Annotated in this window: 17 protein-coding genes; 10 read left to right on the top strand and 7 right to left on the bottom strand. The window is 70.3% G+C overall.

Features of this window, described 5'->3' with window-relative positions; translation table 11 throughout:
• Window positions 1-175 precede the first annotated feature (175 nt).
• A complete protein-coding gene (locus IEY86_RS29815) occupies window positions 176-3,214 on the bottom strand; it encodes a non-ribosomal peptide synthetase (protein ID WP_189135015.1) in 3,039 nt (1,012 codons plus the stop codon).
• A 276-nt stretch (window positions 3,215-3,490) separates the two neighbouring features.
• Between IEY86_RS29815 and IEY86_RS29820 the strand changes: the two genes are divergently transcribed.
• The 4 genes from IEY86_RS29820 to IEY86_RS29835 are packed head-to-tail and all read left to right on the top strand — an operon-like array spanning window position 3,491 to window position 8,238.
• A complete protein-coding gene (locus IEY86_RS29820; protein ID WP_189135016.1) occupies window positions 3,491-4,231 on the top strand; it encodes a FadR/GntR family transcriptional regulator in 741 nt (246 codons plus the stop codon).
• Window positions 4,224-5,708 (top strand): amino acid permease, encoded by a 1,485-nt coding sequence (locus IEY86_RS29825; RefSeq protein ID WP_189135017.1) that lies wholly within the window; start codon window positions 4,224-4,226, stop codon window positions 5,706-5,708. The genes IEY86_RS29820 and IEY86_RS29825 overlap by 8 nt, the downstream gene beginning before the upstream one ends.
• Window positions 5,705-6,715, top strand: coding sequence for an asparaginase (locus IEY86_RS29830; RefSeq protein ID WP_189135018.1), 1,011 nt, complete (start codon window positions 5,705-5,707; stop codon window positions 6,713-6,715). The genes IEY86_RS29825 and IEY86_RS29830 overlap by 4 nt, the downstream gene beginning before the upstream one ends.
• Before the next feature lie 56 nt (window positions 6,716-6,771).
• Window positions 6,772-8,238, top strand: a complete 1,467-nt coding sequence (locus IEY86_RS29835; RefSeq protein ID WP_229698871.1) for an aspartate ammonia-lyase — start codon at window positions 6,772-6,774, stop codon at window positions 8,236-8,238.
• Window positions 8,239-8,267: 29 nt separating this feature from the next.
• Here the strand turns inward: IEY86_RS29835 and IEY86_RS29840 are convergent, their stop codons facing one another.
• The 3 genes from IEY86_RS29840 to IEY86_RS36935 all read right to left on the bottom strand — a co-directional run bounded on the left by IEY86_RS29840 (window position 8,268) and on the right by IEY86_RS36935 (window position 11,241).
• Window positions 8,268-9,713: a nucleobase:cation symporter-2 family protein gene (locus tag IEY86_RS29840; RefSeq protein ID WP_189135019.1), complete on the bottom strand. Its 1,446-nt coding sequence runs from the start codon at window positions 9,711-9,713 to the stop codon at window positions 8,268-8,270.
• Window positions 9,714-10,016: 303 nt separating this feature from the next.
• Window positions 10,017-10,985 carry a siderophore-interacting protein gene (locus IEY86_RS29845; protein WP_189135020.1) on the bottom strand — a complete coding sequence of 323 codons (969 nt, stop codon included), beginning with the start codon at window positions 10,983-10,985 and terminating at the stop codon, window positions 10,017-10,019.
• A gap of 7 nt (window positions 10,986-10,992) precedes the next feature.
• Window positions 10,993-11,241, bottom strand: coding sequence for a hypothetical protein (locus IEY86_RS36935; protein WP_229698872.1), 249 nt, complete (start codon window positions 11,239-11,241; stop codon window positions 10,993-10,995).
• 570 nt (window positions 11,242-11,811) lie between these two features.
• On the opposite strand from IEY86_RS36935, the gene IEY86_RS29855 reads away from it, so the two are divergent.
• Window positions 11,812-13,539 carry an enoyl-CoA hydratase-related protein gene (locus IEY86_RS29855; protein WP_189135021.1) on the top strand — a complete coding sequence of 576 codons (1,728 nt, stop codon included), beginning with the start codon at window positions 11,812-11,814 and terminating at the stop codon, window positions 13,537-13,539.
• Window positions 13,540-13,690: 151 nt separating this feature from the next.
• Here IEY86_RS29855 and IEY86_RS29860 read toward each other — a convergent pair whose 3' ends face one another.
• Window positions 13,691-14,158 carry a hypothetical protein gene (locus tag IEY86_RS29860; protein WP_189135022.1) on the bottom strand — a complete coding sequence of 156 codons (468 nt, stop codon included), beginning with the start codon at window positions 14,156-14,158 and terminating at the stop codon, window positions 13,691-13,693.
• Between the two features lie 295 nt (window positions 14,159-14,453).
• Between IEY86_RS29860 and IEY86_RS29865 the strand changes: the two genes are divergently transcribed.
• Together IEY86_RS29865 and IEY86_RS29870 are read left to right on the top strand one after the other, a co-directional pair.
• Window positions 14,454-15,170 (top strand): PIG-L deacetylase family protein, encoded by a 717-nt coding sequence (locus IEY86_RS29865; protein WP_189135023.1) that lies wholly within the window; start codon window positions 14,454-14,456, stop codon window positions 15,168-15,170.
• A gap of 108 nt (window positions 15,171-15,278) precedes the next feature.
• Window positions 15,279-16,175, top strand: coding sequence for a sigma-70 family RNA polymerase sigma factor (locus IEY86_RS29870; RefSeq protein WP_189135024.1), 897 nt, complete (start codon window positions 15,279-15,281; stop codon window positions 16,173-16,175).
• Between the two features lie 4 nt (window positions 16,176-16,179).
• On the opposite strand, the gene IEY86_RS29875 is transcribed toward IEY86_RS29870, so the two are convergent.
• Entirely contained in the window at window positions 16,180-18,258 is a 2,079-nt protein-coding gene (locus IEY86_RS29875) for a helix-turn-helix transcriptional regulator (protein WP_189135025.1), read from the bottom strand.
• A gap of 89 nt (window positions 18,259-18,347) precedes the next feature.
• On the bottom strand, window positions 18,348-18,869 hold the full coding sequence (locus IEY86_RS29880) for an ATP-binding protein (RefSeq protein ID WP_189135026.1): 522 nt from the start codon (window positions 18,867-18,869) through the stop codon (window positions 18,348-18,350).
• Window positions 18,870-19,293: 424 nt separating this feature from the next.
• On the opposite strand from IEY86_RS29880, the gene IEY86_RS29885 reads away from it, so the two are divergent.
• From IEY86_RS29885 to IEY86_RS29895, 3 genes are all read left to right on the top strand, one after another.
• A complete protein-coding gene (locus tag IEY86_RS29885; RefSeq protein ID WP_189135027.1) occupies window positions 19,294-19,938 on the top strand; it encodes a helix-turn-helix transcriptional regulator in 645 nt (214 codons plus the stop codon).
• Window positions 19,935-21,068 (top strand): aminotransferase class I/II-fold pyridoxal phosphate-dependent enzyme, encoded by a 1,134-nt coding sequence (locus IEY86_RS29890; RefSeq protein WP_189135028.1) that lies wholly within the window; start codon window positions 19,935-19,937, stop codon window positions 21,066-21,068. Before IEY86_RS29885 ends, IEY86_RS29890 begins: the two co-directional genes overlap by 4 nt.
• A gap of 388 nt (window positions 21,069-21,456) precedes the next feature.
• Complete coding sequence (locus tag IEY86_RS29895; protein WP_189135029.1) at window positions 21,457-22,119, top strand: BlaI/MecI/CopY family transcriptional regulator; 663 nt, start codon at window positions 21,457-21,459, stop codon at window positions 22,117-22,119.
• Window positions 22,120-22,352 lie beyond the last annotated feature (233 nt).

A 22,352-nucleotide genomic window follows, 5' to 3' on the forward strand; every position in this document is an offset into this window, starting at 1 on the left:
CTCCCGTGTGACACTTTTGGGCAGCGCCGCCCGCGGAGCCGGTGTTCCGATCGCTCCGCCTGTTTTTCGTTGTTCGTCTGCTGTTTTCCCCGCGACCCGCTCATCACGAATGCGGGGCCGAGCAATTTTCTCAAGTGATGGCCCGGCATGCAATGCCGAAAGAATAGGGGTTTCCCTAGACCTGTTCCCCGGGTCCGTTCCCGGGACCTCCCACCCGGCGGGCGAGCGCGGCCACGTGCCGCAGCGTCGGCTCGCTGATGATGAGGGCCAGGTCCGCCATGAAGGCGTCCTCCCGGTCGGCGTCCAGTACCTCGCGGCACACTCCGGCGAGCATCGCGAGCAGCGACAGTGAGTCGCCTCCGAGGCGCAGGAAGTCCGACTGCCCGTCGAGCCGGGACCGCTCCACGCCCAGGGTGCGCGCCCAGACGCGGGCCACCGCCTCCTCGACGGGATCCACGGGTGCTTCCCCCTCGGGGCGCCCCCGCGAAGGGCCGTCCGCGTCGTCGGCGAAGGGATCGGGCAGTGCCCCGACGTCCACCTTTCCGCTCACCGTGTACGGCAGTCGCGGCAGTAAGAGGGTGGCCGCGGGCACCATGTAGCGGGGGAGCCGCTCGGCCGCGTACTCCTCCAGTTCCCCGGGCGTCACCTCCTCATGGACCAGGACGTATCCGATCAGGGATTTGCCGAATCGGCCGCGTCTCGCCTTGGCCACCACCACCGCCCGGTCGACGGCCGGATGGGTTTCCAGGGCCTGCGCCACCTCCGCGGGCTCCACCCGATGGCCGAGCACCTTGACCTGGTCGTCGATCCGCCCGATGAACTCCAGCCGGCCCGAGGGCAGGATCCTGGCCAGGTCGCCGGTGCGGTACACGCGGGTTCCGTCGGCGAGCGTGGGGAAGCGCTCGGCGTCCAGGTCCGGGCGCCCCCGGTAGCCGCGTGCCAGCTGCACACCGGCCAGGTACATCTCACCCGCCTCGCCGGGCGCGACGAATCCACGCCTGTCGTTGAGCAGGAACACCGCGGTGTTGTCCGCCGGCAGCCCGATGGGCACCGTGGCGCCCGCTCCGTCCAACTCCTCGTCGAAGGTGTGAGCGGTGCATCCGATGGTCGCCTCCGTCGGCCCGTACTCATTGATGATGCGGCACTTCGGCCCGAAGATCTCCTGTGCCCGGGAGGCCACTTCCACACGCAGCTGCTCGCCGATCACGATCACACTGCGGAATTCCGTCGTCAGCACGTCCAGCTGCCCGATGAGATCGAGATGAGACGGGGTCAGATTCAGCGTGTTGGCGCCGGAGCGCTCGATCACACGGCGCAGAGTGAGGTGGTTGGGTTCGTCGCGGACGAGTATCACCTCGCCTCCGGCCAGCAGGGGCAGGAAGACGGAGGTGCCGGAGACGTCGAAGGAGGGCGAGGTGATCAGCGGCAGCCGGGTCGCGGCGTCGACCTCGAACTCCCGTGTGGCCCAACGGACATAGTTGAGAAGGCTCCGGTGCTCGATCTGGACGCCCTTGGGCCGGCCGGTCGTCCCGGAGGTGTAGATGACGTAGGCCAGATCGTCGCCACGCACCTCGACATCCTGGAAGGGCTCCCCAGGGGTGTCCGTCTCCAGGTCGTCCAGCACCAGCGGCTCACAGTCCAGCGGGAGGTACGTGCGCCGGTCGTAGGGCCGTTGGACCAGGCAGAGCGAGGCCTCGGCATCGGCCAGCAGAGCGGTCAGGCGGGCATCCGGGTGCCGGGCGTCCAGAGGAAGGTAGCAGGCGCCCGCCCGCAGTACTCCCCACAGGCCGGCGACGGCGGCCACCGAGCGGTCGGCGAGCAGGCCGACCACCGTGCCGGGGCCGGCGCCCCGGCGGCTGAGTGCGGCCGCGACGATGTCCGCCCGCCGGCTCAGCTCCCGGTAGGTCACCTCGCCCTCCGGCCCGCTGAGCGCCACGCGGTGCGGTGTCCTCAGGGTCTGCTGACGGAACAGCCGGACCACCGAGAGGTCCGAAGGGAGCGGCCGGGCGGTGTCGTTGCCCGCCCACCGCCGGTGCGCGCGAGGGGAGAGGGCCTCCTCGATGTCCGCGAGCAGTTCCTCGGCACGCTCGGCCACACCGGGACCGTCCTGCCAGGTCACGGTGATGTCGGTGCGACCACCGCTCTCGAGCATCTCGAGCGAGGGCGGAGCCCCCGGTCCGACGGCGCCGAGCGTGTACAGCCCTGTCGCCCGGAAGCCGGCCGCGCTGAAGTCGCCGAGGTCGAAGTCCCCCAGGTGCGTGATGAAGGCCAGAGCCGAGTACCGGTCCTTCCTGACCGCTTCGCCGTCCACCGCCGCGCAGAGCAGGCGGAGCAGGGGCGACGGCATGCGCAGCGACCGCGGTTCGGTGCGCAGCGCCAACTCCTGCCGCCCCGCGAGGGCGGTGAGCATGCGGCGGTGCACCTCCTCCCAGCTGTCGCCCCCGCGCACGTCCAGCACGAGGGCCTGGGAGAGCCAGGCCGTCGACCGGATGTCCGGGGCGTGGCGGCGCAGGTCGACGGGGACGAAGAACCGCCCTTCACCGCCGGGTCCGTGCTTCGCGGAGAGGGCGGCGGCGACCTTGGCCGTGGCGGCCGGGTGGCTGCCGTCGACCGTGCGACGGCGCCACACCACTGCACGCCGCCCGCGGGGCAGGCGCCCGAGAGGGGAGGGCCACTCCAGCCTGCCCGCCGCCCGCAGCGCGGGAGGCAGCGGCTGCGACTGGTCGAGCAGGCGCAGCAGTTCGTCGCTGTTGACGGCGGAGCGGGCTCCGAGCGGTTCCTCACCGCGCAGCGCCCGGAACACGTCGGCGGCCCACAGCATGAGACCGCGGGCGTCGGTCACCGCGTGCCAGGCACGGAAGACCACCGTGGTCGGGGCACCGGTGACGAGTACGACCTCACAGGTGGGGCCCGAATCCAGCGGCTCTCTCAGGGCGGACGAGTCGAGCCGCTCCCGGTCGAAGGCTCCCGCGTCCAGCACACGCACGGCCGGTGCGATGCCGCTGTCCGTCCAACGCTGCCCGCGGCGCCTCAGCCGCAGGCCCGGGCAGGCATCGGAGGCGACCGCGACGGCGGCGCCGAGATCCTCCGCCCGCACCTCGCCCACACCCTCGACCACGTGCTGGACGACGTTGTGTCCCCCCATCCCGATGGACAGACGTTCTCCGGCGGAGAGGCGTCGACCGTAGGGCTCGTCTTCGCTGCGATGGCGCATTCCTGGCCTCCCGATTGGGCAGGGGTCTGCGACTGGATGATCACCAGGCGTAAGCATCATGGCGTGTCCCGTACTGGGGGTTTCATCAGCATTGGCCACAGAATCCTCAAAGGAACCTCAGGGGCTCGCGAGGTCGCCGCCGTCAGGTCCATATGCTCCGGCTCGGCTATCAGCACTCCGACCAGCCCTTTTGAATGCTTTGGTGAGAATCGCCCAAAGGCTTGAGTCCAGAGGTCCATTGACGCCTGCGCCCTGCGGATCGTATGGTCGCTGCTCATGAACTTGTCAGACAAGCAGACAGGTCATGGTGTGCCCCGGCGGGTCAGCGCCATGGAAGCCGTACTCGCCCATCTGCGAGACGCCATTGAACGGGGCGACTTCGCCGTCGGGGACAAACTGCCCTCGGAGGCAGAGCTCGGGCAGCGGTTCTCGGTGAGCCGTCCCGTCGTCCGAGAGGCGCTTCGCGCGCTGCAGGCCTTGGGGCTGACCGTCTCGAAGGCAGGCAAGGGCACCTATGTCGTGGCCGAAGGTCCCGTGGAGAACCCCACGTTCGGCACCTACTCCGCTCGCGACCTGTTCGAGGTGCGTCGTCACGTCGAGATTCCGGTCGCCCAGTACGCGGCCGACCGGCGATCCCAGGAGGATCTCGACGTTCTCGCTCATCTGCTCGAGCGCATGGAGCGGGAGACCGACACCACCGTCTGGGTGGCGTTGGACACGCTCTTCCACGTCACGGTCGCCCAGGCGTCCGGCAACCCGGTGTTCGGAAAGATCATCGAGGAGATCCGTGACGCGCTGGCCCACCAGTCGGCGTTCTTGAACCAGCTAGGCGGTCGGCGCCGTACGCACTCGGACCGGGAGCACCGCGCGATCGTCGAAGCGATCGCCGCCGGGACCGGCCCGCGGGCCGCGCAGGCCATGGCGGCCCACCTCGAAAGCGTCGAGGCGGCCCTTCACACCATCGTGCGGCCCGCACGCACGCACGAAGCGAACGAAAGAGACCCAGCGCATGAGTGAGCGGACCCTTCCGCCCGCAGTGGAGCAGCCCGTCGGTGTCCCATCCGACGCCCCCTCGGCAGCGCATGTCGACGCCGGGGACGCGGGTTACAGCAAGTCGCTGAAGTCCCGGCACGTCAATATGATCGCCATCGGCGGTGCCATAGGCACCGGCCTCTTCCTCGGCGCCGGGGGACGGCTCGCCAACGCCGGTCCCTCACTCGCCATCGCCTACGGGGTGTGCGGATTCTTCGCCTTCCTCGTCGTCCGCTCGCTGGGCGAACTCGTCCTGTACCGCCCCTCGTCGGGGGCCTTCGTCTCCTACGCACGTGAGTTCCTGGGGGAGAAGGGCGCCTACGCGGCCGGGTGGATGTACTTCCTGAACTGGGCCACCACCGGAATCGCCGACATCACCGCGGTCGCGACCTACACCCACTACTGGGGGATGTTCACGGACGTCCCGCAGTGGATGGTCGCTCTCGTGGCCCTGGCGGTGGTGCTCTCGGTGAACCTGATCTCGGTGAAGATCTTCGGTGAGCTGGAGTTCTGGTTCGCCACCGTCAAGGTGGCCGCGCTGGTGCTGTTCATGTGCGTCGGCATCGTCCTGCTGGTCACCCGCCACCCCGTCGACGGAAACGTCCCGGGCCCCGGGCTGGTGCTGGACAACGGCGGCATCTTCCCCAACGGCCTGCTCCCCATGCTGCTGGTGATGCAGGGCATCGTCTTCGCCTACGCGTCGGTCGAACTGGTGGGCATCACCGCCGGCGAGACGAGCCAGCCCGAGAAGATCATGCCCAAGGCCATCAACTCCATCATGTGGCGCATCGGCGTCTTCTACGTCGGCTCCGTGCTTCTGCTGGCGATGCTCCTGCCCTGGGACGGCTACTCGGCGTCGCAGAGCCCGTTCGTCACCGTCCTGTCGCATGTCGGTGTGCCCGCGGCCGCCGGAGTGATGAACCTGGTCGTCCTGACCGCCGCGATGTCGAGCCTGAACTCCGGGCTGTACTCCACCGGCCGCATCCTGCGCTCGATGGCGCTGGCCGGCTCCGCGCCGAGGTTCACCGGTGTCATGAGCCGCAGTCAGGTGCCCTACGGAGGCATCCTGCTCACCGCGGGCTTCTGCGTGCTCGGCGTCGGCCTCAACTACCTCGTACCCAGCAAGGCGTTCGAGATCGTGCTGAACTTCGCGGCCATCGGCATCCTCAGCACCTGGGCCATGATCATGGTCTGTCACCTGCTGTTCTGCCGTGCGGCCGCCGAGGGCAGGGTCACCCGACCCGGATACCGGCTTCCAGGCGCCCCCTACACGCAGATCGCGACGCTGGTCTTCCTCGTGGGCGTCCTGGTCCTGATGTGGGCGGACGGCGGAGCGGGCAGGATCACGGTCATGCTGATCCCGGCCATCGCCGCGGCCCTGGTCGCCGGCTGGTTCTGTGTCCGCCGCCGCGTCGACGCCACACGGCTCGACGCCGCCTCACGAAGGGCCTCGGTCCGATGACGAGCCCGCCGCCGATCCGCGAACCGTTCCACGTCCCCCTCGCCCATGTCGTCCGCGACGGACTGATCGAGGGCGTCCACCACGGATCCGTCGTGGTGCTCGCCGCGGACGGCCATGTGCTCTTCCAGGCCGGCGACTCCAACGCGGCGATCTATCCCCGGTCGGCGCTCAAACCCCTCCAGGCGGTGGGGATGCTGCGCGCCGGCCTCGATCTGGACGACCCGGCGCTCGCGCTCAGCGCGGCCAGCCACTCGGGCGAGCGCTTCCACCTGACCGGTGTGTCGAGGATCCTGCGCGGGGCAGGTCTGACCGAGGGGCATCTGCGCAACGTCCCCGACCTGCCCTTCGACCCGGAGGTCCGCTCCCGCTGGCTGGCACGCGGACGGACGGCCTCGCGCCTGGCCCAGAACTGCTCGGGCAAGCACGCCGCCATGCTGGCGACGGCCCGGCTGCGGGGGTGGCCGCTCGACGACTACCACCGCCCGGACCACCCTGTGCAGCAGGCGATCACCGCAACCGTGGAGGACCTCACCGGCCGGCCCGTCGCCCGGACCACGGTCGACGGCTGCGGGGCACCCCTGCTGTCCGTCTCCCTGCTCGGCCTGACCCGGGCGTTCTCCCGGATCGCCTCCGCGAAGCCCGGCAGCCGTGAACGCCGTGTCGCCGACGCCGTCCGCGCCCATCCCCAGATGGTCGCCGGAAGCCGCCGCGACGTCACCCGGCTGATGCAGGCGGTGCCCGGCCTTCTCGCCAAGGACGGGTTCGAGGCCGTGCAGGTCGCGGCGCTGCCGGACGGGCGTGCCATCGGAGTGAAGATCGCCGACGGCTCGGACCGGGCGCGAATGCCGGTGGCCGCCGCGGCGCTGGCGATCAGCGGCGTCGACCCCGCCGCGCTTGCCCCGTTCATGGGCGCCGCGGTGTACGGGGGCGGGGCGGTCGTCGGCGAGGTCCGTCCGTGCGGCGCCCTGGCGCTGCGTGCCGCCGACGCCCTCACCGCCGCTGCCTGACCGGCCGTCAACGCACCACCCACTGCCTTCACAAGCCCATCGACCACTCGAGGAACATGATGGCTGAGACCTGCTGTGCCACGACGGACCGTTCCGACACCCACCGCGTGGAGCACGACCTGCTCGGGGAACGAGAGGTCCCCTCCGACGCCTACTGGGGCATCCACACGCTGCGCGCCACGGAGAACTTCCCCGTCACCGGAACCACGATCGGCGCGTACCCGCATCTGATCGACGCCCTCGCGGCGGTCAAGGAGGCCGCCGCCAGCGCCAACGGCGAACTCGGCATCCTGGACACCCGCAGGGCCGAGGCCATCGTCGGTGCCTGCAAGGAGATCCGCATGGGTCACCTGCACGACCAGTTCGTCGTGGACGTCATCCAGGGCGGCGCCGGAACGTCGACCAATATGAACGCCAACGAGGTGATCGCCAACCGGGCTCTGGAACTGCTCGGCCACAGCAAGGGCGAGTACCACCACCTGCACCCCAACGAGGACGTCAACTGCAGCCAGTCGACCAACGACGCCTACCCGACGGCTGTCAATCTGGCGACCATCGCCGCCGCGGAGGGCCTGCTCGACGCGATGTCCGTGCTCGCGGAGACCTTCGCGGTCAAGGCAGTGGCGTTCCGGGGGATGCTGAAGATGGGGCGCACTCAGCTCCAGGACGCCGTGCCGATGACGCTCGGTCAGGAGTTCAGCACCTACACGGTGATGCTGGAGGAGGACCGCGGCAGGCTCATCGAGGCCGTGGCGCTGCTGTACGAGATCAACCTCGGTGCCACGGCCATCGGTACGGGGCTCACCGCGCCGCCCGGCTACACGGAGGCCGCTCGTGAGCATCTGAGCCGGATCACCGGACGTCCCCTGGTGACCGCGGCGAACCTCGTCGAGGCCACGCAGGACTGCGGTGCGTTCGTGCACCTGTCCGGGGTGCTCAAGCGGATCGCCGTCAAGCTCTCGAAGATCTGCAACGACCTCAGGCTGCTGTCCTCCGGGCCCCGCGCCGGCCTCGGCGAGATCAACCTTCCTCCGGTGCAGGCGGGTTCGAGCATCATGCCCGGCAAGGTGAACCCGGTGATTCCCGAGGTCGTCAACCAGGTCGCCTTCGAGGTCATCGGCAACGACATCGCCGTCACCATGGCCGCCGAGGCCGGACAGCTCCAGCTCAACGCGTTCGAACCGCTGATCCTGCACACGCTCAACAAGAGCATCGCGCACCTGGACTCGGCCTGCAGGCTGCTCGCCGGGCGGTGTGTCTCGGGTATCACGGCGAACGAGGGCTCGATGCGCGCGGCGGTGGAGAACTCCATCGGACTGGTCACCGCGCTCAATCCGCACATCGGCTACGCGGCGGCCACCGACATCGCCAGGGAGTCCCTGGACACCGGTCGCGGTGTGGCCGAACTGGTGCTGGAGAGGGGGCTGCTCCCCGCGGAGCGGCTCGCGGTCCTCCTGCGGCCCGAGGACATCGCCGCCGAACTGCCCGGCCCGCGGTACCAGATGGACGGCATGGACCACTGACCGTCCCGCACGAAGCGCACCACGGATGCCTATGTCGCCGCCGGCTGCGCCTCGGTGCCGCTCTGCGTGGACGTGGATCCGGCGGCCGCCGCCTCGGCCGCCGCCCCTTCGGCGGCCGTGTCCTTGGCTCCGGGCCGGCCCGAGCCGAGGTGGTTGAAGACGAGGTTGAGGGTGAAGGCCAGGATCACGGTGAGGGTGATCGGGCTGCCGAAGACGGTCTGGGCCCAGCTGGGGAACTGCTTGAAGAAGACCTCGTTGCCGAAGGAGTCGGTGGCGACCGCTGGAAGCATGCCCACGCCCAGCGAGACGGCGATCACCAGCAGATTGTGGTTGTCCTGGAACTCGACCTTCTTCAGGGTCTGGACGCCGACGGCCGTCACCATGGCGAACATGACGAGCGCGGCGCCGCCGACCACCTGCTCCGGCACGGCCGCGACGAACGCGCCCACCTTGGGCACCAGACCCATCGTCACCAGGATGCCGCCCGCCCCGGCGACCACCCAGCGGCTGCGCACTCCGGTCATCTGCACCAGTCCGACGTTCTCGGCGTACGCGGTGTCCGGGAAGGAGTTCATGCAGCCGCCCAGCACCGCCGACAGGCCGTCCGTTGCCAGTCCTCGGGCGATGTCGTCCTCCGACAGCTTCCTGTCGGTCATCTCGGCCACGGCCAGCATGTCCGCGGTGGACTCGGTGTAGGTGACCAGCAGCACGATGCACATGGAGATGATCGCCGCGGCGTCGAAGCGGGGCGCGCCGAAGTGGAACGGCGAGCTGACGCCGAACCACGGTGCGGAGGAGACCCCTTCGAGGTGGAACAGGTCCATCGGGATCGCGACGAGGCTGCCGACCACGATCGCCAGCAGGGGCGCGGTCTGGCCGAGGAAGCCGCGCAGGGTCCGCGCGAAGATCACGATCAGCGCGACCACACCGAGGCCGAGAGCGATGTGCGAGACCTGGCCGTAGTCCTTGGCCGTGGTGTCATGGCCGGCGATCATCCCGGCACCCGGGCCGATCAGTGACAGGCCGATGACGGTGATGACGGTGCCGGACACCAGCGGTGGAAAGAACTTGATCATCTTGGCGAACGGCTTCGCGATGATCAGACCGAAGACGCCGGAGACGAGCATCGCCCCGTAGACGGTCGGCAGCCCGTGCTTCGCGGCAATGGTGATCATCGGGCTGACGACGGTGAAGGTGGCACCGGCCACGACGGGCAGCCGCACGCCGAGGACCTTGGAGACGCCGACCGCCTGGATGATGGTGGCGATACCGGCGACGAGCAGGTCGGCGTTGACGAGCAGGGCGATCGTGGCGAAGTCCAGCTTGAGCGCGTTGCCGACGATGAAGGGAACGGCCACGGCGCCCGCGTACATGATGAACACATGCTGCAGGCTGAGCACGGCAAGCCGCGAGGGCGGCGGAACCTCGTCGACAGGGTGTCGCTCGCCCGTGGTGGACGACTGTGGCAACCGCATCGTTTTCTCCGATTCTGGCGGGCCGGAGCGGGGGTCTGCTGTGCGGTGGCCTCGTTGGCACCGTGTGGAGCGTTCCGGCTGAGGTCGGGGGGCATTCTCCCCGCTTCCGCGGGGTGCCGACATCCGAGCCTTCGCGGCGCAGCGCGCGGCCGGGTGCCTTGTCGGCGGGCCACGACGCTGATGCGACCCTCAGTAAACTGGTGGGCCAACACCCGGTGCCATTGTGGAAACGTCCATGAATCCGGCCGGTGGGGAACGCTCTGTTCGTAAGGTCGTACAACGCGGTCGTGCGCCGGCTCCCGGTCATGGACGCGGCGCGACCGGCGGCACTCGGCTGTCGCCGGACGTGGACGACAGCGCCTCCGCGCGGAGGTCCTCCTCGGAGGCGCCCAGCCGCCAATAGCCGCAGGACACCACTTGTTCGCGGTCGAAACCCCGCTCGCCGACGAGATGGCGGCGCAGGGCCCGGACGGTCCCCGACTCGCCGGCGATCCAGGCGTAGGGGGCGCCGTCCGGCAGCGCGGTGTCCCGCACCGCGTCGACGAGTCCGGTGCCGGAGCGGCTGACGGGGTGGCTGCCGGACCGGCTGCTGGACCAGCCATCGGCGTCGCCGCGGACGAGCCACGTGACCTCGGCGTCGGCCCGGCACTGCAGGTCCTCGATGTCCCCGGCGTGCCGGACCTCGATCCAGGCCTTCGCCCGTGCACCGGCCGGCAGCCAGGCCAGGATGTTTGCGGCGGCCGGAAGCGCGGTCTCGTCGGCGGCGATCAGCACCCAGTCGGAGCCATGGCGCTCGCCGAAGGGTTCCGGAGGGCGGAAGCTCACGCTCCTGTTGTCCTCGACGGCTGGGCCGAGCAGGATGACACGGTCACCCGGTCCGGCGCGGCGGGCCCAGCGCGAGGCGGGACCGCTGGCCGCCGCGGCGGCCGATGTGCCGGCGCCGCGCAGCGCGAAGTCGACCTTCAACTCGGCCCGTTCACGGCACAGCTCACGCACGGTGTAGGACCGCATGACTGCGCGTACCGCCGGATCCATGGCCCGCCAGCGCGTGAACCAGCCGTCGCCGAGCCCCGTCGGCACCACCGGCGCGGTCTGCCAGGTGTGCGGCAGGAACAGGGAGAAGCTCTGGTCGCGGCCGCCCCCGGCGAAGTCGCGCAAGGACTCGCCGCCGAGGGTGATCCTGACCATGGAGGGGCCGAGGCATGCGCTGCGCACGACCTGTGCGTCGAAGAACCGGAAGGGCGCGGTGGCGGTGGCGGAGGTGTTCGTCATCGCGGCCTCAACCGAGCTTCCCGGCGCCCCGGGCGGCCTCGGCCGGATCCTCCAGCAGGGGTGCGGCGCCCGTGTGCGAGAAGCGGGGCACCGCATCCCGGGCGGCCACCTGGTGCGCCTTCCTCTGCCGGTCGTCGGTGAACGACCAGGTGCGGCTGCCGCTTCCCCCGCTCGGCGGTGAGCCCGAACCGCCGCTGCTCCCACAGGCGGTGAGCAGGCCGCGACGGGAGAGGGGGGCGGTTCTGGGCTGCGGCATGACGGAGTCCTTCTCTCGGGAGGTCCACGGGCAGCCGCGGAAGGCCGACGATGGACTTAGGTTAACCTAACCTAAGTACTTTTCGGCGGGAGTGGCGTGCCGCTCCCGCTCCGCACCGGAGCCCTACGCGTTCGTCACCAACTCACCGTAGACCCGGGGGAGTTCGCTCCTCATGCGGCTGTCGCGCGGAAGCCTGCCGAGAATGTCGAGCGCACTGCGCGCCGCCGGGTCGCCAGGGCGGGTGGTGGCCGCCGGACCGCCGAAGGCGATCGTGACCGCGGAGCTGGTGGATGAGGTCTTCCGGCTGCCCCGCCCGCGTCATCGACGACCCGGAGACCGGAACACGCCCGATCGTGCCCGCCGCCCGCCGCCCGCCGCCGCGCGGGCGCGACCGCGGTGGCCGTGTTCGACCGCCGCGTCTGGGCCGACCGTGCGAGAGGTGGCACCCGATTGGGCCAAAGGTCCGGGCCATCCGGAGGCCCCGCGGGAGGTGGGAGCGCGCCGGATTCCCTTCCCGGGTGGATCCCGGGTAGATGTGGTCGTGCCCACGTCCGACGGGAGCCCCACCCGGTGAAGATCCTGCTGCTCTGCTCAGCGTTCAACGGCCTCAGTCAGCGTGTCTGGCTGGAACTGCGGGCCTCGGGACACGAGGTGGAGGTGGCGCTGCCGTCCGGTGCCTCCTCCATGGCCGTCGCGGTCGCCCGCGCCGATCCGGAGCTGATCGTCTGCCCCTTCCTGCGCGAACGCGTCCCCGAGGAGGTCTGGGCCAACCATCGGACGATCATCATCCACCCCGGTCCGCTGGGCGACCGCGGACCGTCCGCCCTGGACTGGGCGGTGGCGGACGCCGAACGCGTATGGGGAGTCACCGCCCTGCAGGCCGTGGAGGAGATGGACGCGGGACCCGTCTGGGCCACACGGACGTTCGCCGTCGGAGCGGAAACGCCGCGCAAGAGCAGCCTGTACAACGGTCCCGTGGCGGACGCCGCCGTCGAGCTGGTCCACGAGGTTGTCGGCAAGGCCGCGGACCCGGGCTTCGCCCCCCGGCCGCTCGGCCGCGGGGCAGCGGAGGTGATCGGACGGGCCCGGCCCCTGATGCGCCAGGAGGACCGCGCCTTCTCCTGGGCCGACGACACCGCCCATGTCCTGCGCAGGATCAGATGCGGTGACGGCTCGCCGGGCGTGCGCACCGAACTCCTCGGCCTGCCCGTGTCCGTCTTCGACGCACACCCGGCCGCAGACGCGGGTCCGGGGGAGCCGGGCTCGGTGGCCGCCCTCCGGCATGGCGCCATCCTGGTGCGGACGGGGGACGGCGCGCTGTGGGTGGGGCACGCCCGGCCCGTGCCCCAGGACGGCGAGGCCACCATCAAACTGCCGGCGGCCACCGTACTGGGGGAACGGCTCGCCGGGGTCCCCGCGCTGCCCACGACGTTCGAGCCGGACGACGACAAGCGGGGCTACCGTGAGATCGCCTACCGTCGCGTGGGCCCGATCGGCACGCTGGCCTTCTCCTTCTACAACGGCGCCATGTCGACATCGCAGTGCCGGCGCCTGGCGGCGGCACTGAGGCACGCCGCCGCGCAGGACACCACGGTGCTGGTGCTCCGCGGCGGTGAGGTCTTCTCCAACGGGATCCACCTCAACGCCATCGAAGCCGCGCCCCGACCGGCGATGGAGGCCTGGTACAACATCAACGCCGTCAACGACGTCTGCCGCGGGATCATCCAGTGCGTGCGCCAACTGGTGGTCGCGGCGGTGGAAGGCAACGCGGGCGCGGGCGGCGTCATGCTCGCCCTCGGAGCCGACCAGGTCCTGCTGAGGCAGGGCGTGGTCCTCAATCCGCACTACCGGACGATGGGCCTGTACGGCTCCGAGTACTGGACCTTTGTACTGCCCCGGCGAGCCGGACGCCCCGAGGCCGAGCGGCTCACGACGCGCTGCCTGCCCGTCGGCACGGACGAGGCACTGCGCCTGGGGCTGGCCGACGCGGTGCTGCCGCGCCACCCGGTGGCGTTCGAGGAGGCACTGGACGACCACCTCCAGCGGCTGGTCCGGGACCAGGAACGGCTCGTGGCCGCCAAACGCGACCGCCTGTCGTCCGACCTGGAGCGCAAGCCGCTGGAGGCGTACCGCGCGGAGGAACTGGGCCGGATGAATGAGGACATCTTCGCCGACCGGCACGGCTTCGCCGCCTCCCGCCGTGCCTTCGTCACCAAGAGGCGCGGCACCGCCGGGTCGGGCGGCCATGTGGGATCGGGCGGCCATGGGGGATCGAGCGGCGAGCCGCCGAGGCAGTAGCACAACCGCGTGTCGTCGCACCGTGACCGCGCTGCCGTGTCCGTGCGACGCGCAACCGTGCGACGCGCATCCGCACAAGACGCCCGCCGCACAAAGACGCCCCCCGCGGACGCCACCGCGCGCTCGGGACGACATGCCGTTGGCGCGGGCGCTACTCCATCAGGCGCTCGCGGGATGCCTTGGACTGCTGCTCCTGCCAGTACAGGACGAGGAAGAGCACGAAGAGGAGCTCGTCGGGCAGCGACGCGTACTCCTCCGAGAGCTGCACCTGAGTGGGCCGAGAGCCCCACTTGCTGTAGGACACGGCGAATGGCCCAAGGGTGCGGACACGGCTGCCGTGCCAGTCATGGCCGACGTCATGGGGGCCGACACGTTTCACAGTCGTGCCGAACCTGCCGTACTCGAGATCCCACTCCCCGAGTGCGCGGGGCCGGCTGCCCCAGTGGTCGTAGTCGATGCCCATGTCGCCGACAGCGCGAAGACGGCTGCCCATCCGGTCGTAGCGGAGGCGGAACGGCCCGAGCGCGCAGGGCCGGCTCCCCATCTGGTCGTACGCGATCGGGATGTCGCCGATGGCGCGAAGCCGCCCCCACTTGTCGTAGGTCAAGTCGATGTCCACACCCCCTTTTTACCGGCCCTTCGGAACCCATTGCGGCAAAACGTGGTCATATTCAGCGACTTGTTCGTACGGACTTGTAAGGGTCTACCCGAATGGTGGTTTCGTGAGCACTGCCCCCCGTGAACGCCGCGATGTTCCTCCGCCGAATGGCCCGGAGCCGGCCCCGTAGACGGCTGACCTGCCGACGAACCGTGGGGACACCCTCACTCAGGTGCGACCGGTCCGGCCGCGGTGGCGCGAGACTGGCGGCCGGCCCCTGGAGAAACAGGCCAAGTACAACCAGGAAGAGAGTCAGATGGATCCGCGCACGATGCCCGACACCGCCTCCCGCCAGTCGGGCGGCACCGTCGTCGCCGTCTCCCCGCACGCCGACGATGCCGAGTACGGCGCCGGAGCACTGCTCTCGGGCTATGCCCAGGCGGGCTGGCCCGTGGTGATCGCGCTGATGACCGGTTCGTCGCACGGGCGTGTGCGGGAAGCGGCGGACGCGGCTCAGGTGCTCGGCGCCCGGCTGGTCGTGGACGAATCGGGGCAGGACGGTGCGCTGGAGGTGACCTCGGCGCGTGTGCGCTGGCTGGAGGGGATCGTCGGCGGCGCCCATCTTGTGCTCGCGCCACATCCGGACGACACCCACCAGGACCACCGTGCCGCCGCTGCCATCACCTGGTCCGCGGTCCGCCGCTCGGCGGTCAACCTCGCCTGGTACCGCACACCCAGCAGCGGTCCGGGTTTCACCGCGACGGTCTTCGGGCCGATCACTCCCTCTCAGGCCCAGGCGCGCGCCCGGGCGGTGGCGATGCACCGCAGCCAGTCCGACCGGCCCTATCTGACGGCCGAGCACCTCGCCGCCAAGGACGCCTGGCACGGCTGGCTCAGCGGCTGTGAGGCCGCTGAGCCGTTCGAGGCGGCACGCCATCTGCTGGCCCCCGGGCCGCTGCCCGTGTCCGCCCCGATCGTGGAGATGGCACAGCGCGATGTCACCCCCATGCCCATGACGCTGGGAAAGGTGTGACCGCCGTCGTGCCGCGGGAGCCCGTCGACCGGGGCGGCAGGCCCCTGTCCTATCGTCGGGATCCCATCCGTCACAGCGCTGACGGATCACGACGGGAGAACGCGACGGATGAACGCACACGAATCTGCGGCGGAGCGCTTCGAGGCCGACCGGACGCATCTGCGAGCGGTGGCCTACCGGATGCTCGGCTCGCTGAGCGAGGCGGACGACGCCCTGCAGGAGGCCTGGCTCCACGTCCAGCGCTCCGATGCCAGCGGTGTGCGGAACCTGGGTGGTTGGCTGACGACGGTCGTCGGGCGGGTGTGCCTGGACATGCTGCGCTCGCGTGCCTCACGTCGTGAGGACCCGTTGGAGGCGCATGTTCCCGACCCGGTCATCGGCAGGGCCGACGGGCACGACCCCGAGCAGGAGGCCCTGCTGTCCGACTCGGTCGGCCTGGCGCTGCTCGTGGTGCTGGACGCGCTGCCTCCCGCCGAGCGGCTCGCCTTCGTGCTGCACGACATGTTCGCCGTGCCCTTCGACGACATCGCGCCCATCGTGGACCGCACCCCGGCGGCGGCGAGGCAGCTCGCCAGCCGCGCCCGCCGCCGGGTGCGGGAAGCGGCCACGCCGGACAGCGACCTCTCCCGCCAGCGCGAGGTCGTCGACGCCTTCCTCGCCGCTTCACGCGCCGGTGACTTCGACGCGCTCCTCGCGCTGCTGGATCCGGAGGTCGTGCTCCGGGCCGACACCGGAACCGGGCCCGCCGGGCTCGCCGGTGCCTCGCAGCTGATCCGTGGAGCCAGGGCCGTGGCCGAGCAGGCGCTCGCCTTCGCGCGGTTCGCCCAGTTCGCGCGGCCGGCGCTCGTCAACGGAGCCATGGGACTGGTCAACGCTCCCGAGGGAGTGCCGTTCTCGGTCATGGGCTGCACCGTCACCGGCGGCAGGATCGTGGAGCTGAACGTACTCGCCGACCCCGCCCGCCTGCGCCGACTCGACCTGGGAGGTCTCGACGCACCGCGATGACGCGTCAGACCCGGCTGTCCACCACGCTCAGCAGTCCCACCTGGTAGGCACGGGCGACCAAGTGCGCCCGGTTGGTCGCCCGCAGGCGCCGCTTCAGCGAGCTCAGCCGCAGCCGGACCGTGGACTCGCCGAGTCCGAGGGCGCGGGAGGCCTGGGCGTCCGAGGCGCCGTCCGCCACGAGTTTCAGAAGGCGGATGTCCTCCGGCTTCCACGAGTCCGCCGTGCGCTGGGTGACATCGTGCACCAGGCTGACCATCGCGATCATCGCCTGCGGAGTGCCGGAGGAGTCCCTCACCACGGTGGTCAGCTGCGTCACGCTCACCGGCTCGTCGCCTCCCGGGCGGGCCAGTTGCTTGTCCAGGCGGTACTGCGAGCGCTGACCCGAGATCAGCTGCCGCAGCTGCCCGCTCTCCTCGGGGTCCTCCCGAGGGTAGGTCAGATCCGGTAGGCAGGTGCCCTTGAGCTCGGCGGATGTAGTCTTCAGCATGTCGGCGAAGGCACTGTTGACCTCGGCGATCCTCGCTCCCATGTCGGTGACGGCGATGCCGATGGGAGAGCGTTCGAAGAGAATGCGGAAACGGGTCTCACTCTCCGCCAGGCCCTCGCGGGCGCGCCTCTCCTCGGTGGTGTCCAGGAACACCCCGCCCACCGCGTCATTGCCGTCCCCGGGCAGCGGAAAGCGGAAACCGAAGCTCTGCCCCACGTCCTCCATGTCCCGGCCGTTGGTCCGGACGTGGAAGGCCATGGGGTGCCTGGCCGCGAGGACCGAGGCGTCCTGTTCGTGGTGCGTCCGGCCCAGGGGCCCGTCGTCGATCTCGATGTCGGTGCGCCCCACCAGGTCCGCCAACTCCACTCCCATGTTCCGCAGGGCCGCCGTATTGGCCCAGGTGAAGCGCAGGTTCTCGTCCTTGGTGTACGCCGCCGCGGGCAGCAGCCGCATGAAGGTGGAGAAGCGCTCCTCCGCGGACCTTCGGGCCTGCTCGGCGCGCACCCGCTCGGTGACGTCCACGAAGGTGCCGCCGACCAGGCACGAGCCGTCGGGCTGGGGGACGGGGAACTTGTAGCCGTCCAGGTGGCGGAAGGTGCCGTCGTCGAAGTACACCGCCTGCTCCGTGCGCACCGGTGACCCGGTCCGCAGGACCTCCTGGGTGCTGGGCCCGAACTGCTCGCCCGTTCCGGGGCCGTGAATCTCGTCGGGCAGCTTGCCGACGACGTCCTCGGCGCTCCTGCCGATCTCGTCGAGGTAGGTCTTGTTCGCCCACACGGTCCGGTCGTCGGCATCGACGAGGAAGGAGATCGCGGGGCTGAAGTCCATGAAGAGCGCGAATCGGCTCTCGGCCGCCTGCCGCTCCCGCTCGGCACGCACTCGCGCCGTGGTGTCGACGAAGATCCCACCGACGAGCAGTCGGCCGTCCGGGGAGCGGAAGGGGAACTTGTAGCCGTCGGAGTAGTAGGTGTGGCCGTCGAAGCGGGTGGCCTTGGCCTGGATGCGCATCGGGCGCCGCCCCCGGCGCACCTGCTCGTCGGCGGCGACGTACTGGTCGGCGACGTCGGGCGGGTGGAGCTCGTGCTGGGTCTTGCCGATGACCTGGGAGGCGGTCTTTCCGTACAGGTCGAGGTAGGGCTGGTTCGCGTAGGTGAGCCGCTCCTGCTCGTCGAACATGAACGCGTACGCGGGAGCGCTGTCCATGAACCGCCGGAACTTCAGTTCCGCCTGGTGGCGGGCCTTTTCGGCCTCCACCTGCGCGTCGATGTCGATGACCGCTCCGACGATCCCGACGATGCCGCCACGGCCCTCCCAGGGCGCGGCGTGCACGAGCATCCAGTGCTCGCCGCGCTTGAGCCGGAACGCCGATGCCCTGCCGCCGAGCGCCGCCGCCAGGCAGGACGCGGGCTTCCCCTTCGGTGAGAGGTCCAGGAAGTCGACCACCGTCACCCGGGAGACCGGCCCCTCTCGGTCGGCGAGCCCTTCGAAGGCGTGTCCGGCGGCGAACTGGAAGCGCAGGTCCCGATCCACGCCCCAGATACCGACCGGGACCTCGTGGAGGATTCTGCTGAGTTCGGAGAGGGAGGGCAGCTTCACGGCGCGGCGCCCCTTGTTCTCGGTCGCGGGCGGCGCGGTCCGGCGCGGCGCACCGTTCGCGAACCGTCGGAAGCGTACTGCCGTCAATGCTAGACCTGCGGGGAGAGGTCCGCGTGGATCAGACCCCTGGGCTCCGGACGTGTGCGCGGCACGGGACGCAGGGAACCCGCGGGCAGCCGGGCCCACACGGTGCAGCCGTCGGGGGTCCGGGAGGCGCCCCACAGGTGGGCGGTCGCCCGGACGATATGCAGCCCCCGGCCGCCGTCGGACAGGGGAGCGACCGGCAGCCGCGAGGCGTGGTGACCGGACTCCCAGCCGTGCCCGTGGTCGGTCACCTCGATGTGCAGGTCGATGTTCCTGGGTGAGCTGGTGACCAGACGGGCGGTGAGCGAGACCGAGCCGCTGCCGTGGACGACGGCGTTGGTGACGAGCTCGGACGCGATCAGGGTCGCGTCGTCGGTCAGAGCCGTCAGCCCCCAGCACAGCAGCTGCCGCCGGATCGTACGACGGGCCTTCCCGGCGGCCCGGGGGGACGACTCGAAGACCCAGGGGGACGGAGAAGCCGTGGCACCGCAGGCGCCCGGGTGCGTGCACACCGTTGACCCGGTCATCGTCGGACCACCGGGAGCGCTCCGGGACGCTCGTGCGTCGCCCGCGCGGTCACGTCGCCCAGGGCGCCGCGAACGTCGCGGTGGTCGGGCTCTTCCATGGCAACTCCTTCCGAGAGGGCATTGAAGGTCAGCGCACTGCGCCGGGCGGTGTCACCAGACTCATGGGCGAGATGTGCCGGGCCTACCGGGCACATGGGGCGATCCGAGCGGTACCGCTAGAAAATCCGCAGACCGATCTCTTGACATGCGCGGTCCGCGGGGATCTTTCACGCTGGGATCGGATTCGGGGACGCAGGGTGACCCTCCGGCGGGCTCGGCGCACCGGCTCTCGCACCGCTTGCGCTCTGGACCGATCCTCCAGTCCGGACAGTAAGTCCAAGTGAGGTGCTGGACTGAAAGTCCACCCTGGACATAACCTCCAGATATGGAGATCTCAGAGGACAGCGCCGACCCGCGCGTGAGGATGTGGTCACCGGCGTGCCAAGCCGTGGCCCTGCTGCTGGGCCCCTATGCCGAGGTGGTCCTGCACGACGCCGCACGCGACCGGGTGCTGGCCATCTGGAATCCGATGACCAGGCGCGGACCCGGTGACCCCTCGCTGCTGGGCGAGCTGGACCGCCTGGACCCGTCGGCCCGCGATGTCTACGGGCCCTACGAGAAGCTCCTGGCCGACGGGCGGCGCCTCTCCTCGGTCAGCGCGGTGCTCAGGGACGAGGAGGGACAGCCGTCGGCCGTGATGTGCGTCAACCTCGACCGGACGCCGATGGACCGGGCGGCCGCACTGCTGGCGGGATTCGCCGCACCCTCGACACCGCGTCCCGAGGCTCTGTTCGAACAGGACTGGACCGAGCGGGTGCACCAGATCATCGGCTCGTTCGTCCGCGCTCGGGGACGCCCCGTCGAACGCCTCGGGCGGGAGGACCGCCTCACCGTACTCACCGAACTCGACCGGGCCGGAGTCTTCGCCTTCCGGCGCGCGGTCCCGGTCGTCGCGGGCGCTCTCAAGGCGTCTCGCTCCACCGTCTACGCACTCCTGGCCGAACTCAAAGCCCAAGGGAACGCCTCGTGACCCAACTGCCCGACTTCCGGCTGGAGACCTACTTCTCCCGCTGGGAGTTCACCGCCCGCCACCATCTGACCGCCTCCGACGCGCAGACCATGACCATGGCCGAACTGCTGGCGCTGGCCGACGCCGAGGACCGGCATGCCTGGGAGACGCTGTCCTTCGGCTACACGCAGACCTTCGGCGACCCGGGCCTGCGGCACGCCATCGCGCAGATGTACGACCATGCGGAAGCCGACGACGTGATCTGCTTCGCCGGCGCGGAGGAAGCCCTGTACATCGCCATGCAGGTCCTGCTGGGACCCGGTGACCACGCGGTGGTGCTCGCCCCCAACTACCAGGCCGCCGAGACCGTCCCGCTGTCGCTGTGCGAGGTCGGCGCGGTGGCGTTGGATCCCGAGCGGGACTGGGCCCTGGACCTGGACGAGGTGGTCGCCGCGATCCGCCCCAACACCCGGGTGGTCTCGGTCAACTTCCCCAACAACCCCACGGGCAAGGTCATCGATGTCGCGGACTTCACCCGCCTTGCCCACCTGTGCGACGAGCGAGGGATCCATCTGTTCAGCGACGAGGTCTACCGCGGGCTCGAACCCGACCCCTCGCGAACTCTGCCGCAGGCCGCCGACCTGTCGCAGCGGGCCCTGTCGCTGAACGTCACATCGAAGTCGCTGGGCCTGCCGGGGCTGAGGATCGGCTGGATCACCTGCCGGGACCGGGAACTGCGCTCCCGGCTGGAACGTGCCAAGCACTACACGACGATCTGCAACTCGGCGCCGAGTGAGGTCCTGGCCCGAATCGCCGTCAAGGCCCGGCAGTACATCCTGGAGCGCAACCGTGCCATCATCGCCGCCAATGTGCCGGCCTTCGACGCCTTCTTCGCCGAGTTCGGCGAGCTCTTCGAGTGGCGGGCCCCGGACGGCGGTTGTGTGGCCTATCCGCGCTATCTGGGTCCGGACGGGGTCGAGGCGTTCTGCACCGAGCTCGTCGAGCAAGCCGGAGTCCTGCTGCTGCCCGCGAGCATCTACCGCTCCGAACTCACCGACACACCCACGGACCGCTTCCGCGTCGGCATCGGACGACACGACCCCGCGCCGGCCCTGGACGCCTTCGCCGCATGGCTGCGAGCCCGGCCATGACCCTCACCGTGCTCAGCCCGGAGGCGATCGGGGGTCTCGACCGCACCAGTCGTACAGTCACTCGGCCGTTCGCGCACATACTGGATGACCCTTTGGAGTGACCGGACGTCGTCGTCCTGTTGGGCGTTGGAAGTGTCCTGCGCCACTGCTGAGCGTGCTGTACGGCGCGGCCGCGCTGGTAGGAGTTCGTACGGGGGCATAGCTGAATATGAGCCCACGGGGTTTACTGTGTCGGCAGACAGTTACCTGACTGTCGAAGTCGGTGTCCGAGAAGGCAATCCTCGCGTCCGTCCGAAACGAATCGCGTTCGGCCCGGTCGCCTTGGATGGGCAGCCGGTATCTCGGGCGTCAACGCTGTCGGAGACCCTGAAGGTGAGTGGTGGTATTCGTGTCCGATGTCCTGTCCAAGAGCCAGAGCCTGCAAGCTGAGTACGAGGCCAGGGTGGCCGCCGACCTGCGGCAGAACGAGGAGGGCCACGAGCGCGTCACAGCGCAGATCGCCTCGCTGCAGGAGGAGTTGGAGGTCCTTCGGCGGGACCGGGAGATGCTGGTGAGTATGCGGAACGCCGTCGGTACCCTCGCCCCCGAGGCGACGGGCGAGGCGGCGACCGACCAGGTCGAGTCGGTGGAGGAGGAGCCGAAGGCCAAGGCGCAGGTGCCCAAGCCCAGGCGCCAGGGCGCCAAGAAGGCCGCTCCTTCCCGGGGCCGCAAGTCCGCGCGCGGTGCGAAGAAGGACGCGAAGTCGAGTGGGGCCGACACCGCGGACGCCAAGGAAGCACCTCAGTCCTCCAAGCTGATCGAGTTGGTCGAGGGCTGCCTCGTCCGTCAGAGCGGGCCCATGTCGGCGGCCGAGATCGCGGCAGCGGTGGCGACGCCGGAGCGCCCGGTCACGGTCATCAGTGTGCGGACCGCTCTCGAGGGTCTGGTGCGCAAGGCGGCGGCCCACCGCTCCAAGCAAGGACGTTCGGTGTACTACGAGCCCGTCTCCGGCGCGGCGGGCGCTTCGTCGCCGACCGGGCAGACCGACGGCGACGCCGAGGCGGCCTCCTAGCAAGGCCCCTCTCAGGGCGCATCGGCGGCCCTGGCTCGAGGAGGCGAGTGAGGGCGAAGTCGTCCGCCGGGGAACGGACGACTGACGCCCTCACCTCCCACCTGAATTTTGACATTACGTCAGCTGCCTTGCGCCTCAACCGATTTGACCTGCGCATGACCTTCGGTCTCACATGGTGGTCGGTCGTCCGTCCCCGACAACCGGCATGCCCAGTCCTCCGTCTCCTTGGTCGA

This window comes from Wenjunlia tyrosinilytica (assembly GCF_014646055.1).
Classification (GTDB): domain Bacteria; phylum Actinomycetota; class Actinomycetes; order Streptomycetales; family Streptomycetaceae; genus Wenjunlia; species Wenjunlia tyrosinilytica.